General features: G+C 54.7%; 16 protein-coding genes. 7 read left to right on the forward strand and 9 right to left on the reverse strand.

Annotated elements, in window-relative coordinates; translation table 11 throughout:
* Positions 1-315 precede the first annotated feature (315 nt).
* From potF to rlmC, 6 genes are all read left to right on the forward strand, one after another.
* Positions 316-1425: a spermidine/putrescine ABC transporter substrate-binding protein PotF gene (potF, locus tag EDC52_RS08310; protein ID WP_131864869.1), complete on the forward strand. Its 1110-nt coding sequence runs from the start codon at positions 316-318 to the stop codon at positions 1423-1425.
* 120 nt (positions 1426-1545) lie between these two features.
* Positions 1546-2679 carry a putrescine ABC transporter ATP-binding subunit PotG gene (potG, locus tag EDC52_RS08315; RefSeq protein ID WP_131864870.1) on the forward strand — a complete coding sequence of 378 codons (1134 nt, stop codon included), beginning with the start codon at positions 1546-1548 and terminating at the stop codon, positions 2677-2679.
* A 17-nt stretch (positions 2680-2696) separates the two neighbouring features.
* Entirely contained in the window at positions 2697-3659 is a 963-nt protein-coding gene (gene potH / locus EDC52_RS08320) for a putrescine ABC transporter permease PotH (RefSeq protein WP_268990345.1), read from the forward strand.
* Positions 3656-4501 (forward strand): putrescine ABC transporter permease PotI, encoded by an 846-nt coding sequence (gene potI / locus EDC52_RS08325; RefSeq protein WP_131864871.1) that lies wholly within the window; start codon positions 3656-3658, stop codon positions 4499-4501. Before potH ends, potI begins: the two co-directional genes overlap by 4 nt.
* A 70-nt stretch (positions 4502-4571) precedes the next feature.
* On the forward strand, positions 4572-5087 hold the full coding sequence (locus tag EDC52_RS08330) for a YbjO family protein (protein WP_131864872.1): 516 nt from the start codon (positions 4572-4574) through the stop codon (positions 5085-5087).
* A gap of 63 nt (positions 5088-5150) precedes the next feature.
* Positions 5151-6284: a 23S rRNA (uracil(747)-C(5))-methyltransferase RlmC gene (gene rlmC, locus EDC52_RS08335; protein WP_131864873.1), complete on the forward strand. Its 1134-nt coding sequence runs from the start codon at positions 5151-5153 to the stop codon at positions 6282-6284.
* 35 nt (positions 6285-6319) lie between these two features.
* Here rlmC and artM read toward each other — a convergent pair whose 3' ends face one another.
* From artM to EDC52_RS08360, 5 genes are all read right to left on the reverse strand, one after another.
* Positions 6320-6988 (reverse strand): arginine ABC transporter permease ArtM, encoded by a 669-nt coding sequence (artM, locus tag EDC52_RS08340; protein WP_131864874.1) that lies wholly within the window; start codon positions 6986-6988, stop codon positions 6320-6322.
* Positions 6989-7705, reverse strand: coding sequence for an arginine ABC transporter permease ArtQ (artQ, locus tag EDC52_RS08345; RefSeq protein ID WP_131864875.1), 717 nt, complete (start codon positions 7703-7705; stop codon positions 6989-6991).
* Positions 7706-7714: 9 nt separating this feature from the next.
* Positions 7715-8446, reverse strand: coding sequence for an arginine ABC transporter substrate-binding protein (gene artJ / locus EDC52_RS08350; protein ID WP_131864876.1), 732 nt, complete (start codon positions 8444-8446; stop codon positions 7715-7717).
* 18 nt (positions 8447-8464) lie between these two features.
* A complete protein-coding gene (artP, locus tag EDC52_RS08355) occupies positions 8465-9193 on the reverse strand; it encodes an arginine ABC transporter ATP-binding protein ArtP (protein WP_131864877.1) in 729 nt (242 codons plus the stop codon).
* A 263-nt stretch (positions 9194-9456) separates the two neighbouring features.
* Complete coding sequence (locus EDC52_RS08360; RefSeq protein ID WP_131864878.1) at positions 9457-10005, reverse strand: lipoprotein; 549 nt, start codon at positions 10003-10005, stop codon at positions 9457-9459.
* A 175-nt stretch (positions 10006-10180) separates the two neighbouring features.
* Here EDC52_RS08360 and EDC52_RS08365 point away from each other — a divergent pair, with 175 nt between their 5' ends.
* Positions 10181-10996, forward strand: a complete 816-nt coding sequence (locus EDC52_RS08365; RefSeq protein ID WP_131865145.1) for an N-acetylmuramoyl-L-alanine amidase — start codon at positions 10181-10183, stop codon at positions 10994-10996.
* Here the strand turns inward: EDC52_RS08365 and ltaE are convergent.
* The 4 genes from ltaE to EDC52_RS08385 all read right to left on the reverse strand — a co-directional run bounded on the left by ltaE (position 10958) and on the right by EDC52_RS08385 (position 15949).
* Positions 10958-12010 (reverse strand): low-specificity L-threonine aldolase, encoded by a 1053-nt coding sequence (gene ltaE / locus EDC52_RS08370; protein ID WP_131864879.1) that lies wholly within the window; start codon positions 12008-12010, stop codon positions 10958-10960. The two genes, EDC52_RS08365 and ltaE, sit on opposite strands and share 39 nt — an antisense overlap.
* An 84-nt stretch (positions 12011-12094) precedes the next feature.
* The gene (gene poxB / locus EDC52_RS08375) at positions 12095-13816 is read right to left on the reverse strand and encodes a ubiquinone-dependent pyruvate dehydrogenase (RefSeq protein ID WP_131864880.1); all 1722 of its coding nucleotides are present in this window, start codon (positions 13814-13816) and stop codon (positions 12095-12097) included.
* Positions 13817-13951: 135 nt separating this feature from the next.
* Positions 13952-14851, reverse strand: coding sequence for a lysine exporter LysO family protein (locus tag EDC52_RS08380; RefSeq protein ID WP_131864881.1), 900 nt, complete (start codon positions 14849-14851; stop codon positions 13952-13954).
* A gap of 129 nt (positions 14852-14980) precedes the next feature.
* Positions 14981-15949 carry a VirK/YbjX family protein gene (locus tag EDC52_RS08385; RefSeq protein WP_131864882.1) on the reverse strand — a complete coding sequence of 323 codons (969 nt, stop codon included), beginning with the start codon at positions 15947-15949 and terminating at the stop codon, positions 14981-14983.
* Positions 15950-16302 lie beyond the last annotated feature (353 nt).

Raw genomic sequence — 16302 nt, forward strand, 5'->3', positions numbered from 1 at the left:
ATGGCCAAACTCACCCTATATCCTCCGCTCCTATCGCTCCCGTTGCCGGAATTATTCCGCTATAAATGAATTATTAGTCAATTAAGACCGTTTTGACGCTTGCCGCTGGCGTCGCCAGCCGGCTGCGGTTATGCTTCTGTTTCTGCACAGAGCACGGGAAATGAACGTCGTCAATCGACCCCATTTTCAAGCTGAACCCAGTGAATAATATTTCAGGGTGCCGCCATCGGCTGCTGCGCTTGTTAAAGCGTCGTGTATCGGTTGAGGATACACAATTACCGCTAATTGATAACCGTGTTCTGGAGGAATGAACGGATGTTCACCCAACGTAAAAAATGGCTTTCGGCTGTTGTCAGTGGCTTATTGATGGCCGCGTCCGTCAACGCTTTGGCGGCAGATAAGACACTGCATGTGTATAACTGGTCAGATTATATTGCACCTAATACCGTTCCTGATTTTGAAAAGCAGACCGGTATTAAAGTGGTCTATGACGTTTTCGATTCCAACGAAGTGCTGGAAGGGAAACTGATGGCCGGCAGTACCGGTTTCGATATTGTGGTCCCTTCTGCCAGTTTCCTGGAGCGCCAATTAAGCGCCGGTGTCTTCCAGCCGCTGGATAAAGCCAAATTGCCTAACTATAAAAATCTCGATCCGGAATTGCTCAAGCTTATCAGCCAGCATGATCCTGATAACAAATATGCTATTCCTTATATGTGGGCCACCACCGGCATCGGCTACAACGTGGAGAAAGTCAAAGCTGCGTTAGGCACCGATGCCCCGGTCAATAGCTGGGATTTGGTGCTGAAGCCGGAAAACCTCGAAAAGCTGAAAAGCTGCGGCGTCTCTTTCCTCGATGCACCTACCGAGATTTACGCTACGGTGCTGAATTATCTGGGTAAAGATCCCAATAGCAGTAACGCCGAAGACTACAGCGGCGCCGCCAATGATTTACTGCTTAAGCTGCGGCCAAGTATCCGTTATTTCCATTCGTCCCAGTACATCAATGATCTGGCTAATGGGGATACCTGCGTCGCGATCGGCTGGGCCGGCGATATCATGCAGGCGGCCAATCGCGCCAAAGAAGCTAAAAACGGCGTCAACATTGCCTACTCTATTCCCAAAGAGGGCGCACTGGCCTTTTTTGATGTGCTGGCCATTCCTGCCGATGCCAAAAATACCGAAGAAGCCTATCAGTTCATCAACTATCTGATGGAACCCAAGGTGATTGCGCAGGCCAGCGACCTGATTTATTACGCTAACGGCAATAAAGCCGCTACGCCTCTGGTCAGCGAAGAAGTGCGTAACAATCCAGGTATTTATCCTCCTGCCGATGTGCGCGCCAAACTGTTCACCCTCAAAGTGCAGCCGCCTAAAATTGACCGGGTGATTACCCGCTCCTGGACGAAGGTTAAAAGCGGTAAGTAATAGCAAACGGCGACGCCACAATCTACCCACAGGCGGCTGACAACCGCCTGTTATGCTTTTTCCAACTGCAGATTAACCCGGTTTGCGGGTAACTGATTAACGTTCCGGAGAGTGATGTCAGTGAACGATGCAATTTCCCGCCCCCCAGCCAAAAGCCAGAAAATGGTCACGCCATTACTGGAAATTCGCAACCTGACCAAAACTTTTGATGGCCAGTCAGCGGTCGATGATGTCAGCCTGACTATCTATAAAGGTGAAATGTTTGCGCTGTTGGGCGCTTCCGGTTGCGGAAAATCTACCCTGTTGAGAATGCTGGCGGGGTTTGAACCACCGACCCATGGACAGATTGTGCTGGATGGGCAGGACCTGTCGCATACTCCGCCTTATCAGCGTCCGATCAATATGATGTTTCAATCTTATGCGTTATTTCCCCACATGACCGTTGAGCAGAATATCGCCTTTGGTCTCAAGCAGGACAAACTGCCGCGGGCAGAGATAAAGCAAAGGGTCGAGGAAATGCTGGCCATGGTGCATATGCAGGAATATGCCGCCCGCAAGCCGCACCAGCTTTCAGGCGGGCAGCGTCAGCGCGTGGCATTGGCCAGAAGCCTGGCCAAACGTCCGAAACTGCTGCTGTTGGACGAACCCATGGGCGCGCTGGATAAGAAACTGCGCGACCGGATGCAGTTGGAAGTGGTCGACATCCTGGAGCGTGTCGGCGTAACCTGCGTCATGGTGACCCATGATCAGGAAGAGGCCATGACCATGGCCGGCAGGATTGCCATTATGAACCGGGGGAAATTCATTCAGATAGGCGAGCCTGAAGAGATTTACGAGCATCCCAACAGCCGCTTCAGCGCCGAGTTTATCGGCTCGGTCAATATGTTCGAGGGGCTGCTGGTGGAGCGCCATGACGATACGCTGGTGATCCAGAGCCCCGGCCTGCGACATCCTTTGCAGGTGAATTCCGATGTATCGGTGGTCGATGGCGTGCCGGTGCATGTCGCCCTGCGGCCGGAAAAAATCATGCTGTGCGAAGACATTCCCGAGGATGGCTATAACTTCGCCGTCGGCGAGGTTATCAATATTGCCTATCTGGGCGATCTTTCCATTTATCACGTGCGTCTGCACAGTGGACAAATGATAAGTGCTCAATTGCAGAATGCCCATCGTTTTCGCAAGGGCTCGCCGACCTGGGGAGATGAAGTGCGTCTTTGTTGGGATGCGGACAGCTGCGTGGTGTTGACGGTCTGATGCAAGGGGAAAAACCGATGTCTCTGCCTGCTGATGTAAAAGCGCCAACCGCTGCGGCGCCGGTGAAACAGATCCCGGGCTGGCTTACCCGGCTGCAGATGGCCCATGGACGCAAAGGCGTTATATTCCTGCCTTATGTGTGGTTGTTGCTGCTGTTTATGCTGCCCTTCCTGATTGTATTTAAAATAAGCCTGGCTGAAATGGCCCGGGCGATACCGCCCTATACCGATCTGGTCAGTTGGCTGGACGGTACACTGACTATTTCACTGAATCTGGGCAACTTTACCCAGTTGCTGGATGATCCTCTTTATGTCCAGGCTTATCTGCAATCGCTGCAGGTGGCGGCGGTCTCGACTTTTTTCTGCCTGCTTATCGGTTATCCGATGGCCTGGGCGGTGGCACACAGCAAGGCCTCAACGCGCAATATCCTGCTGCTGCTGGTTATCCTGCCCTCATGGACCTCTTTTCTTATCCGCGTCTATGCCTGGATGGGAATATTGAAGAATAATGGCGTACTGAACAATTTCCTGATGTGGCTCGGGGTCATTGATCAACCGCTGGTTATCCTGCACACCAACGTGGCGGTGTATATCGGCGTAGTCTATGCCTATCTGCCGTTCATGATCCTGCCGATTTATACCGCGCTTACCCGGCTGGACTACTCATTGGTGGAAGCCTCGCTTGATCTGGGCGCCAAGCCGGTCAAAACCTTTTTCCAGGTTATCGTGCCGCTGACCAAAGGCGGCATTATCGCCGGATCGATGCTGGTTTTCATCCCTGCGGTAGGCGAGTATGTTATCCCTGAGCTGCTCGGTGGGCCGGACAGTATCATGATAGGGCGGATCCTGTGGCAGGAGTTCTTTAACAACCGTGACTGGCCAGTAGCGTCAGCGGTGGCCATTATCATGCTGCTGCTGTTGGTTATCCCCATCATGTGGTTCCACAAGCATCAGAACAAAACCATCGGAGGTCATGCATGAACAATCTGCCGGTGGTTCGCTCTCCCTGGCGTCTGGTTATTCTGGCCCTGGGCTTCACCTTTTTATACGCGCCAATGCTGATGCTGGTGATTTATTCCTTTAACAGCTCCAAATTGGTGACCGTCTGGGCCGGTTGGTCCACGCGCTGGTATGGCGTCTTGTTCAACGACGACACCATGATCCGCGCAGTCACTCTCAGCCTGACGCTGGCGGCGGCTACCGCCACCATGGCGGTGATACTCGGTACCCTTGCTGCGGTAGTGGTGGTGCGCTTCGGCAAGTTTCGTGGCGCCAATGGTTTCGCCTTTATGCTGACCGCGCCGTTGGTGATGCCTGATGTGATCACCGGCCTGTCGCTGCTGCTGCTGTTTGTCGCCTTGGGACATGCGATTGGCTGGCCTGCGGAACGAGGCATGTTTACCATCTGGCTTGCCCATGTGACGTTCTGCACGGCCTATGTCGCCGTGGTGGTTAACTCGCGGCTGCGCGAACTGGATAAATCTCTTGAGGAAGCGGCGATGGATTTGGGCGCTACGCCGGTAAAGGTGTTCTTTATCATCACCCTACCGATGATCGCGCCGGCCATTATTTCCGGCTGGCTGCTGGCGTTTACCCTGTCGCTGGATGACCTGGTCATCGCCAGTTTTGTCGCCGGACCCGGGTCGACCACCTTACCGATGCTGGTGTTTTCAAGCGTAAGACTCGGCGTTAATCCGGAAATCAATGCCTTGGCCACTATCATACTCGGCATGGTCGGTTTGATCGGTCTTATCGCTTGGTGGCTGATGGCGAGGGCAGAAAAACAGCGACTGCGCGACCGACAGCGTGCTGCACGTGGCTGAATCTGATAAAGACTGCTAATCTTTAGCCTTAGGCCGCCGTTAGGTGGCTCCTTGGCAGGAGAGAGGCGCAATGTCGGAGATTTTCAGGGGTGTCGGCACCGGGATGGCGGGTCGTCAGGCCAGGACGCTGGACAAGGCGCGTCCACGAAAAGATGCGCCGGTTGCCGTGCTTATCAGCGGTATTGCCATCGTTGCCACCTGTTTTATCGATATTACACTGCTTATCACCACCCTTGGCGCTGACGGGCTGCGTGACTTCATCAATACCAGCAGCCGTTCATGGGACCTGACCTGCCTGTTTCTGGCCAGTCTGTCAGTGGTTTACTTTGAACTGCGTTCAGGCTTCGGCGTGATGAAAGGGTTTAACTGGTCGCGCTGGTGCTTTCTGGGTTGCCAGATAGCTTCCGCTGGTTACCTGTTTGTCGCCAGCTGGGGCGGATTCTACCCAGAGATGTATATGCTGGCGGGTAACAATACCGTTGAGATTTTCTATCAGCTGCTTTTGCATAAGCTACCTGATGTGGTGATCTTGGGTCTGCTGTTCATACCCTTATCCAGCCGACGTTTTTTTGAGATTCACCGGTGACCCTGGCTCAGGCCCGGTGCTATACTGTCCCTCCTTCATGCCGAGCAAAGCTATCCTTAACTGATGCACTGTGATTTATTCAACGCCGGCCGCTGCCGATCCTGTCAATGGCTAGACATCCCCTATGAGCAACAATTGCTGGATAAGCAACGCCATCTGTCCGGCCTGCTGGCTTTTTCCCCGGTAGACCAGTGGCTTGAACCGGTACATTCCGCCAGGCAGTCTTTCCGCAATAAAGCCAAGATGGTGGTGAGCGGCAGTGTCGAACGCCCGATATTTGGTATAGTCTCGCCTGATGGGACGCCGGCCGACCTCAGCAACTGTCCGCTTTATCCGGCAAGTTTTGCTGCTGTTTTTGCCATCCTGCGGCAATTGGTCGCGCGTGCCGGGTTGGTGCCTTATAACGTTGCCCGCAAACGCGGCGAGCTGAAATTCCTGCTGTTGACCGGCAGTGAATATACTGGGGCGCTGATGCTGCGTTTTGTGCTGAGATCCGAGAGCAAACTGGCATCCCTCAAGGCCCAACTGCCATGGCTGCAGCAGCAATTACCGCTGCTTAGCGTGATTTCGGTCAACCTGCAGCCGATTCACATGGCTATTCTTGAGGGTGAGACCGAAATCATTCTGACCAAACAGCAGACGCTGCTCGAGCGGTTGAATCACGTGCCGCTGCATATCCGGCCGCGTGGCTTTTTCCAGACCAATCCGGCGGTCGCTGCGCGGCTCTATGCCGCCGCGGCCAGCTGGGTCGCCGAATTGAAAGTGCGGCATCTGTGGGATTTATTTTGCGGAGTAGGCGGGTTTGGACTGCATTGCGCCGGGCCGGATGTGCGGCTTACCGGCATCGAAATAAGCCCTGAGGCGATCGCCAGCGCCAGGCTGTCAGCTGATGAAATGGGGCTCGAACAGATAGACTTCCAGGCGCTGGATTCAACCGGATTTGCGGTTTCCAATGCGTCAGTGCCCGATCTGGTGCTGGTGAACCCGCCACGGCGGGGGATTGGCGACAGTCTGTGCGACTATCTATCCCGGATGTCGCCGCGTTGGATACTTTATTCCAGCTGCCAGGCGACTACGCTTGCCAGAGATCTGCAGGCACTCGCTGCTTATCGGATCCGTAAAGCGCAGCTGTTCGACCTGTTTCCCCATACCGCTCATTATGAAACCCTGGTGCTGCTGGAGCATACACCGGATTGAACTTAGCCTGAGCCTTTAGCCGCCGGTGCAGCGTCTCAGTTGCGCCGTTCAAAGCGCAGCGCTCGGTGCTCGACGCGACGCATCGCCAGCGTCAGGATTCCGTTCACGCACAGATAAATCAGCCCGGCGGCGCCGAATACCATCACATCATAGGTGCGACCGTACATCAACTGGCTGTGCCCCATCACATCCAGCAGGGTAATGGTGTAGGCCAGAGAGGTACTTTTAAATACCAGCACCACTTCATTGGAATAGGATGACAGCGCACGTTTAATGGCATAGGGCATCAGCAGGCGCAGCGAGTCCAGCCGCGACATGCCCAGCGCCTGGCAAGACTGCCACTGACCCGCGGGTATGGCGCGCATGGCGCCGGTGAACAGTTGGGTGCTGTAGGCGGCGCTGTTAAGAGCCAACGCCACCATGGCGCAAAGCCATGGCTGTGAAAGCATCGACCACAGCCAGGGGATGTCGCGCAGGGCAGTAAACTGTCCCGGTCCGTAATAGATAAGGAAAATCTGCACCAGCAACGGGGTGCCGGTAAATACTGTAATGTAAACCTTGATCAGTTGAACCAGTACCGGTGTTTTCAGACTGATGATCATGGTGAATATCAGCGACAGCAGCAGTGAAATCAAAACGGCGCATAAGGTCAGTGAAAGGCTGACGGGCAGGCCTTTTATCAGAGAAGGCAGATAGGCCAACATTCAGGACGCCCTCGTTTCAAAGCGGGTGGAACGCCGTTCAAAGGCACGCAGCACCAGCTGGCTTAGCAGCGTGATGACCAGATAAATGGCCGCCGCTATCAAATACCAGGTAAAAGGCTCGCGGGTAAAGCTGACGATGCTCTTGGTCTGCAGCATCAAATCGTTAACGCTGATTAACGAGACCAGCGCAGTATCCTTAAGCAAAACCAGCCACTGGTTGCCCAGGCCCGGCAGAGCGTGTCGCCACATTTGCGGCATTACCAGGCGGAAGAATATTTCTCCCTTGCCGAGACCCAGCGCCATACCTGATTCCCACTGACCGTAAGGAATGGCTTTCAGCGCCCCGCGCAGCGTTTGCGAAGCATAGGCTGAATAGAGCAGCGACAGCGCAATGACGCCGCAGAGAAACGGACTGACATCAAAGTTTTCAATCGGCAGGCTGAAGGTGAAACTGAAGAAGTACAGATTGACAGGGATACCGTCGGCCAGCACCATCAGCAACTGGGATGCGCCGAAATAAACTGACAGCACCACCAGTATTTCCGGCAGGCCGCGCAGCAGCGTAACCAACGCGGTGCCGGTCAGCGCCAGCCATTTCCAGCGGCAGGATTCCCAGCCGGCAAAGCACATCGCCAGGATAAGGCCGAAAACCAGCGCGCATAGCGCCAGGCCGACGGTTGTCCCGGCGGCGCTGGCGAGAGTGTGTAGTAGTTCCATGTAATAGATTTACTGCTTAAACCATTTTTGATACAGCGTCTGGTAGGTGCCGTCCTGCTTCACTTTTTCCAGGGCAGCGTTGAGTTTCTGCAGCAGCTCGGCATTATTCTGGCGCACCGCAATACCCAGTCCGGTGCCGAAATAGCCTTTATCGGTGATTTTATCCCCCACCACGCCGAGGGTGGCATCTTTGGTCAGCCATTCATTCACTACGGCGGTATCACCGAACACACTGTCCAGACGGCCGTTTTTCAAATCCAGAATAGCATTCTGATAGCTATCGTAAGGGACTGACGTAATTTCAGGATGCTTGTCCATCAGGAATTTCTGATGGGTTGACCCGTTCTGCATGCCTACGCGTTTGCCTTTGAGCGCAACCAGATCGCTGAACTTATCCTTTTCGGCAACAAAGACTGCAGAGTTTTCATAATAAGGGGTGGTAAAGGCGACTTGTTTCTGGCGCTCTGGCGTTATATCCATTCCGGAAATGATCGCGTCGAAACGGCGAAATTTCAGGCTGGGGATCAGGCTGTCAAAGGACTGGTTAGTAAAGGTACAGTCTGCTTTGATTTCCTTGCAAAGGGCGTTGGCCAGGTCGATATCGAATCCCTGGATCTTATTGTCGCCGTCGACGAATTCAAAAGGCGCATAGGAGGCTTCGGTAGCAAAACGGATGGTTTCAGCCCACGCGGCGGAGGTACTGAGGCTGGTCAGCAGGGCAGCAATGATCATCTTTTTCATGTTCAGACTCCTGAATTATTAATGAGACAAATAACTAGCGAAAGCCTCAGTATGTGGCGTTGCAAAGTGCGACGCATCGCCTTGCTCCACAATATGGCCATTTTCCATATATACCACCCGACTGGCTGTTTTGCGGGCCACTTCAACTTCATGGGTGACGATCACCTGGGTAATGCCTGTTTCAGAAAGTTCACGAATGATGCCGACCACCTGAGCGGTAATCTCCGGGTCGAGTGCAGCGGTGGGTTCATCGAACAGCAGCACCTGCGGCTCCATCATCAACGCGCGGGCAATAGCGACTCGCTGCTGCTGTCCGCCGGAGAGGTGTAGCGGAAAGCGATCGCTGAAGTCGGTCAGCCGCAGGCGCCCAAGCAGTTTATCGGCGCGCGCATTCGCCGCTTCGCGGGACAATCCGAGTACCCGGCACGGGGCTTCAATCAAATTCTGACGAACCGTCAGGTGTGGCCAGAGATTATATTGCTGGAAAACCATGCCGACGTTACGACGCAGGTCCCGGATAGCCTTCTGATCGGGTGTGCGGCTGAAGTCAAAATGGTTGCCGGCGATATCAAGTTCACCGCTGCCGGGAGTTTCCAACAGGTTGAGCACGCGCAGCAACGAGCTTTTCCCGGCACCACTTGGCCCGAGCAGGACCAGTGTTTCTCCCGCCGGACAGGTCAGGTTGATATCAAACAGCGCCTGATAAGCGCCGTAAAAGCAGTTAATGCGGTTTAGTTGAATACTCATGCGATAAAAATGAATAGCCATTAGGGGCGCAGATGTTAACGCTCACGCCAGAGCGATGCAATCATAAGCGCTGATTATTTTGAATTAGTGTCCTAATAGTAACACATTCGGCGTAACTTCACAGGGAACGGAGGGAACGGCATGACCGCGTAATCAACGCTGCGGTATCGGTAATATCGCCGGCCGGCCGCCGTCGGGTAGGCGGTCAGTCAGCGCGGATGCGCCGCTCAAACGGCGATGCACCGGGCATCCGCAGTGGCCGGTTAGCGTATTTCAAGCACCTGACGCAGCGTGCCGGCAGAGGCATGAGATGACGCGCCGAGGTAACGCACATCGTCGATGACCCAGCAGGTGCCTTCTCTTACCATCAATACTTCATCCTGCCACTTGACCTTATCGCCATTAGCCATGTCGCGGGCAAAGTTGACGCGCAGCGGGATATTCTTGGCATCGGTGTTGGGAATGGTCGAGGCACTGTGAACTGATGCCGTATCCGCTCCCTGAGACAGGCTACTGAAAATATCCGCCGCCGGCAATCGAGCCAGTTTTTCACGGGCATCATGTTCTACCGTCAGGGCGTGCCACAGAGCGGCGCTGAGATAGGGACGGTATGCCGTCAGTTGGCCGGCGTCGGGTTTGGTTTGCACCCCCTGCTCGATACGCAGATCGTAGAACCGTTGGGCTACTTCATCCGGACCGCCTTCAACGCAGGGTCCACTGCGTGAACCGATGTCTTTAAATGCCGGCTCGACTGTGGTGCAGGCGGTCAGCAACAGCGCACAGGGAATCAGGACAAACAGCTTCTTGTTCATGTTATACCTTGTTTAAGCAGAAGGAGGTTAAAAGGTGCAGCCATGAGTATAATTGAAAAATCAGGCGCTTGTGCATTGGGGGCACAATTCGCCAAAAGCACTGTCTGACGTAATGATGATACGTTCAATACCTTTGCCGATAATGGCTTCAGCATCCCCGGACGGACTGACCGATATGAATGTGAGAGGGATAGGGCTTGCCTTGCTGTTTACTGCCCTGTTGGCGGGCTGCCAGTCCGGCGGTGTCAACATTCGTGACGCCGACAAACCGGGCGGATCCGATGAGCGCATCCAGTTCCTGGTGATCCATTATACCGCCGGTGATTTTGACAGTTCTTTGGCAACGTTAAGCAACAATGTCGTCAGTGCCCATTACCTGGTGCCATCGGCTGAAAACAACGACACCGTCATCAGATTGGTGGATGAATCTCGGCGGGCCTGGCATGCCGGAGCAAGTTACTGGCGTGGACGCACTCACCTGAATGATACGTCTATCGGTATCGAAGCGGTGAACGGCGGCTATCGCCGCACCGCGAAAGGCATTGTCTGGTCACGCTGGCCGCCCGGCCAGATCGAGCTGGTCATCAACCTCAGTCGGCAGATTATCGAACGATACCGGATTGAGCCGGCCAATGTGGTCGGCCACAGCGATATCGCCTGGCGTCGCAAGCAGGATCCGGGGCCGCTGTTTCCTTGGCGGCAACTGGCTGAGGCAGGTATTGGCCTGTGGCCTCAGCAGGCGCGGGTAGAGCATTACCTGAAAAACCGTCCGGCTGACGCGCCGGTCGGAATGGACGGCATAATCAAGCGACTGTCACGCTACGGCTACGATGTTACACCTGATATGCCGACCGCGCTGCAGCGCAAGGCGATTTCGGCGTTCCAAATGCATTTCCGTCAGCGCGATTTCCGCGGTCTGCCTGATGCGGAAACCGAAGCTATCCTGGACAGCTTACTTGAAATAAACGCCGGTGACCGGAGCGCTGGCTAGTTCTTCATGATGCTCGAGAAAGGCTTTCCAGCAGTCCACTACCTTTTCCAGGTCGGTACTGCTGATATTGAGATGAGTGACCAGGCGTGTTACCTGCCCGGATGACAGGCGAATGCCGTTCTGCAGCATCCACGGCCCAAGCTTGGCGGCAAGTTCAGCCGGTTGGCGAATAAACAGCATATTGGTTTGCGCGCCCGGGGCGATGATCTCCACCCCCAGGGCGGCGAGCTGTTGCTCTAGCCATTGGGCATTATCATGGTCCTCCCGCAGGCGGTCGACATTATGCTGCAGCGCATAACGGCCCGCTGCCGCCAGGATACCGGCTTGGCGCATGCCGCCCCCCACCATTTTTCGCCAGCGCTTGGCCTGATGAATATAGGCTTCGCTGCCGCACAGCAGGGAGCCGACCGGCGCGCCCAATCCTTTGGAAAGACAAATCGTCAGCGTATCGCAATAACGAGTGATATCGCTCAGGGCCAGATTCTGGGCTACCACCGCATTGAAAATCCGTGCGCCATCTATATGCAACCCCAGCTTTTTCTGCCGGGTGAACTCCCAGGCCTGGCGCAGATAGGCCTGAGGGACGACTTTACCGTTGTGGGTATTCTCAAGACTCAACAGCCGCGTGCGTGCAAAATGGAAGTCATCAGGTTTGATGGCGGCTTCCACCTCTGCCAGCGGCAGGGTCGCATCCGCTGCAGCGTCCAGCGGCTGTGGCTGGATACTGCCAAGTACTGCTGCACCGCCTGCTTCAAACAGATAATTATGGGCTTTCTGGCCAACGATATACTCTTCGCCGCGCTGACAATGTGTCAGCAGGGCAACCAGGTTGGCCTGGGTGCCGCTGGGAAAAAACAGCGATGCCTCTTTAGCGCTTAATCTGGCGCCGTCCGCTTCCAGGGCGGCAACCGTTGGATCATCGCCGTAGACATCATCGCCCACTTCCGCCTCGGCCATCAGACGGCGCATATCAGCGCTCGGTAGCGTAACGGTATCACTACGTAAATCGATCATATTAACCCTATACGTTGAAGTTCATTGCTGCACGACAGGGCGGGACAGGACTCCCTCCCTGTACGGGAGGGGCGATGTCGGGCCTTAACGCAGCCAGTTGGTTTTTGCTAATTCAATCACTTCGTCGCCACGACCATTGATAATAGCCCGCAGCATATACAGGCTGAAACCTTTGGCCTGTTCCAACTTGATTTGTGGCGGCATCGCCAATTCTTCTTTGGCGGTGATGACATCTATCAGGACCGGGCCGTCATGAGCAAAGGCCGCGGTCAGCGCGCCATCCAGTTCAGCTGATTTCTCGACCCGGATGCCCTTGATGCCCGCAGCGGCGGCAATGGCGGCAAAATCAGGGTTTTTAAGGTCGGTACCGTCGGTCAGATAACCGCCTGATTTCATCTCCATGGCGACAAAACCCAATACGCTATTGTTAAAGATAATGATTTTGACCGGCAATTTCATCTGTGCCATAGATAAAAAATCACCCATCAGCATGGTAAAACCGCCATCGCCGCATAAGGCGACAACTTGCCTGCCCGGCCAGGCAGCCTGCGCCCCCAGCGCCTGAGGCATGGCGTTGGCCATTGACCCATGGTTAAACGAGCCTATAAGGCGGCGCTGACCATTCATCTCCAGATAACGGGCTGCCCAGACGGTAGGGGTACCGACATCGCAGGTGAAAATGGCATCAGCATCCGCCAGGCGGCTTATCTGCTGGGCAACATATTGGGGATGCAGAGGCTTATCGCCGCTTTCAGTCGCCAGGTCATCAAGCCCTTTGCGACTGTCAATGTAGTGTTCCAACGCCTTATCCAGAAAGCGGCGATCGGTTTTTTCCACCAGCCGCGGCAGCAGCACTGCCAACGTGGACTTGATATCGCCTATCAATGCCATGTTTATCGCACAATGGGCACCCAGGCTGCCGGGATCAATATCAATCTGGATGATGTTGGCATCCGCGGGATAAAATGCCCGATACGGGAAGCGAGTGCCCAGCAGCACCAGGGTATCGGCGTTCATCATGGCATGATAGCCGGACGAAAAACCGATAAGACCGGTCATGCCGACGTCGAACGGATTATCCCATTCAATATGTTCTTTACCCCTTAGCGCATGGACTACCGGCGCTTTAAGCATGCCGGCCAGCTGGACCACTTCATCATGAGCGCCGGCGCAGCCGCTGCCGCACATCAGGGTCACATTTTTAGCCTGATTCAGGATGTCGGCCAGTTTTTCCAGTTCACCGATCGGCGGCACCGCCAGCGGGGCGTGAGGGGTATACCATACCGGTTTGAAATCCTCCGGCGCGGGTTTGAGAGCGATATCGCCAGGCAACACGACCACTGACACCCCGCGGTTTAAAATGGCTTTGCGCATGGCGATGCCCAACACCTGCTGCAATTGTTCGGGATTGGAGACCAGTTCACAGTAGTGACTGCATTCGCGAAACAGCTCTTCCGGATGGGTTTCCTGAAAATAGCCGCTGCCGATTTCGCTTGAGGGAATATGGGCAGCGATTGCCAGCACCGGCATACCGCTGCGATGGCAGTCAAACAAGCCATTGATCAAATGCAGGTTACCGGGGCCGCAGGACCCGGCACACACCGCCAGTTCGCCGGTGACATGGGCCTCGGCTCCCGCGGCAAAAGCGGCCACTTCTTCATGTCGGGTACCCATCCATTCGATGGTGCCCATACGATTGAGGCTGTCGCTCAAGCCGTTAAGTGAATCACCGGTCACGCCCCAGATGCGTTTGACTCCGGCCAGTTCAAGTGTTTTGGCGACCATGGCCGCAACGCTTTGCTTCATAGAGTGTCCCTCGCTATCAATATCATCTTTGCATCTTGACGACACAACATAGTGATAAAGCGTAGACCCAAACCTCAACGCCCGGGAAAAATCCCTGTCAATCGGCTGGTGGCTTCAGGCTGAAAGCCGGTGGCTTCAGACTGAAAAGAGCGCAATCAGTATCGGCGCCAGCAGACTGAGCAGAAAACCGTGAACGATAGCGGTAGGCACCACATCAATGCCGCCACTGCGCTGCAGTACCGGCAGGGTAAAATCCATGGAAGTGGCGCCGCATAGCCCAAGGCCGGTGCTGCGCTGCCTGCGCATCAGTGCCGGGATGAGCACGATCGCCGCCAGTTCACGCAGCAGATCGTTAAAAAAAGCAGTGCTGCCGATAACCGGGCCAAACGCGTCGGTCATCAGTATCGCCGACAGGGAATACCAACCAAAGGCCGAAGCCATGGCCAGGCCGGTGTTGACCGGCAGTCCCAGTATCAGCGCCGCCGCCGCACCGCCAGCCAGGGAACTGACCGCCACCACCGCGGCGATAAACACGCCGCGTCGATTGAGGATAATCTGCCACAGTGTCATGCCGCTGTTTCGCAACTGAATGCCGACCAGCAACAGCAGCAGGATAAGACAAATTTCGCTGGCGCGGGAAGCTTCGCCGAGCCAGTGCCAACCGGTCAGACCCAGCCCGAATCCAACCGCCACCACCATACAGAGCCGGAACGAGTCCAGCGCCATGCGCCAGCGCGATGTGGGAGGCTGGGCATGGCCTGAGCTCGGCCAGGGCAGTCGTTTATCCAGCCACAACAGAGCCAGGTAATTCATGCAAAGAATACACAGGCTGAACACCAGTACGTAACCGGCTATTAGCATCAGATTAGTGGAGAGATCGTCAAGAAATGCCAGGCTTATACCCATAAAGAACAGGATGACATATACCATGGCGCTTAACAGACGATTTACCACCTTCAGGGTGCGCAATCCCTGGCGCGGCAGGACATAGCCAATACATAACGGGATAAGGATAATCAGCAGGCCGGAATACATATAAAGAGAACCATTAGTTGTTGCGGTCGATATCTTAGGCGTACACGCTAGTCAAAAGCCCTGACGCTGTAAAGCAGCGGCAGGGCTAAATGTGCAAATTTATGCGTCGCTCTAAAATTAAGAATTACTTTATCGCAAAACGGACCTGTTCGGGTAGGCCAGACTCTGAGCTAACTGCTGGCTGAGGTCGTCAAGCAAACCATAGCGCCGACGGTATTCCGCGCGCTTCTTGCTGGCCAACGATTCAATCGGTTTTCGGCTGATTGACAACGGCAGTGAATAATAGCCGCTATCCTGCAGGGTGCCGTTCAGCGAAGCCCAGAAGCCGTCGTAATCGGCGTGAAAAAGGTGCTTCTTTTTATAAAAGTAGCGCCAGCAGCGATACATATGATGGCGATTGCTGACGCACAGGATCTGCCTGACCCCCAAATGCCGGCCAAGCTCGGTAAGTGCCTCGACCACCAGTCTTTTCGGGAACAGGCCATGGCAGGCTTTGGTCGCTTCATGGATAGCCTCGTGCGGAACACCACTGGGTGCGCCCTGAAGACCGCCGATAAACAGCGTACCGCCGGCCTGCGGAGTCATGATGAAGGTAATCTGCGCCAGCATGATATTTTCATCGTTCATCAACCGCAGAGTGACTTCACCCTCCCGGTTGAATTTATCCATTGAGATGAGGTTTATAGCGTAACGCTTATTATTCTTGCCTTCCAGTTCCAGTAGCCTGGCGCCGGCGTGATGCAGATGCGCATTGATCACGGCAGGCGGCAGACCTCTGATAAAATTATCGTAGTGATAAACCAGGGCGCTTAACTGATCTTCTCGGGCCATGCTGACCGCAAGATAAGGGCGATGCATTTTACAGGGCAGACCTGGCTGGGCTGCCAGAATGCTGGGAAGCATCGGATGTCTGGCCAGATGATCCAGCCACGCCCCTGAATAGCGCAGGGTGAGAAAATGGCGGATAAAAAAACGCCAGCGGTAAAGTCTGCCTTGCCAGGCAATGCCGGGCGAACATTTACCCTTTGCCAGCGCCAGCGCCAATTGCCAGCCATTGATGGCCGGGGCAGGAACCAGGCTGGAGATGATATGCGACATAACACGGAGCTCTGAAATCGGGAAAGGAGTACTTCAACAAACTAAGCCTAAACAAAAGATAAATGTCCTAACCTTTATCGATCAAGTTGGCTTTTTGTTTATTTGCCGTTTATGGTGTGATTGATTTATCGCCCTTATTAGCCGTGGCGTGAAAGCCAGTTACCGCCGCAGTAATATCAGCTGTGCAGGCACTGACCATCGGCAGTTATCGGCATAATAATTATACTTGCGTCAAAAAAGAAAAGTGTTATACCTTGATGGTAAGCGGTAAAAATCCGCTGACCCGGACAAAAAAATGCCAGTAAGGCACTGGCATTTAATGGTCGTATCGGTGAGCGTAGCCTAGGGACGCG

Origin of the sequence: Biostraticola tofi (genome assembly GCF_004343195.1) — a bacterium.
Lineage (GTDB): Bacteria > Pseudomonadota > Gammaproteobacteria > Enterobacterales > Enterobacteriaceae > Biostraticola > Biostraticola tofi.

Bases quoted from the DNA above. Each gene is read 5' to 3' on its own strand.
- ltaE (WP_131864879.1), bottom strand. From the start codon at position 12,010: ATGATCGATTTACGTAGTGATACCGTTACGCTACCGAGCGCTGATATG.
- potF (WP_131864869.1), top strand. From the start codon at position 316: ATGTTCACCCAACGTAAAAAATGGCTTTCGGCTGTTGTCAGTGGCTTA.
- EDC52_RS08360 (WP_131864878.1), bottom strand. From the start codon at position 10,005: ATGAACAAGAAGCTGTTTGTCCTGATTCCCTGTGCGCTGTTGCTGACC.
- EDC52_RS08330 (WP_131864872.1), top strand. From the start codon at position 4,572: ATGTCGGAGATTTTCAGGGGTGTCGGCACCGGGATGGCGGGTCGTCAG.
- potI (WP_131864871.1), top strand. From the start codon at position 3,656: ATGAACAATCTGCCGGTGGTTCGCTCTCCCTGGCGTCTGGTTATTCTG.
- EDC52_RS08385 (WP_131864882.1), bottom strand. From the start codon at position 15,949: ATGTCGCATATCATCTCCAGCCTGGTTCCTGCCCCGGCCATCAATGGC.
- artM (WP_131864874.1), bottom strand. From the start codon at position 6,988: ATGTTGGCCTATCTGCCTTCTCTGATAAAAGGCCTGCCCGTCAGCCTT.
- EDC52_RS08365 (WP_131865145.1), top strand. From the start codon at position 10,181: ATGAATGTGAGAGGGATAGGGCTTGCCTTGCTGTTTACTGCCCTGTTG.
- artQ (WP_131864875.1), bottom strand. From the start codon at position 7,705: ATGGAACTACTACACACTCTCGCCAGCGCCGCCGGGACAACCGTCGGC.
- EDC52_RS08380 (WP_131864881.1), bottom strand. From the start codon at position 14,851: ATGTATTCCGGCCTGCTGATTATCCTTATCCCGTTATGTATTGGCTAT.
- potH (WP_268990345.1), top strand. From the start codon at position 2,697: ATGTCTCTGCCTGCTGATGTAAAAGCGCCAACCGCTGCGGCGCCGGTG.
- artJ (WP_131864876.1), bottom strand. From the start codon at position 8,446: ATGAAAAAGATGATCATTGCTGCCCTGCTGACCAGCCTCAGTACCTCC.
- rlmC (WP_131864873.1), top strand. From the start codon at position 5,151: ATGCACTGTGATTTATTCAACGCCGGCCGCTGCCGATCCTGTCAATGG.
- artP (WP_131864877.1), bottom strand. From the start codon at position 9,193: ATGAGTATTCAACTAAACCGCATTAACTGCTTTTACGGCGCTTATCAG.
- poxB (WP_131864880.1), bottom strand. From the start codon at position 13,816: ATGAAGCAAAGCGTTGCGGCCATGGTCGCCAAAACACTTGAACTGGCC.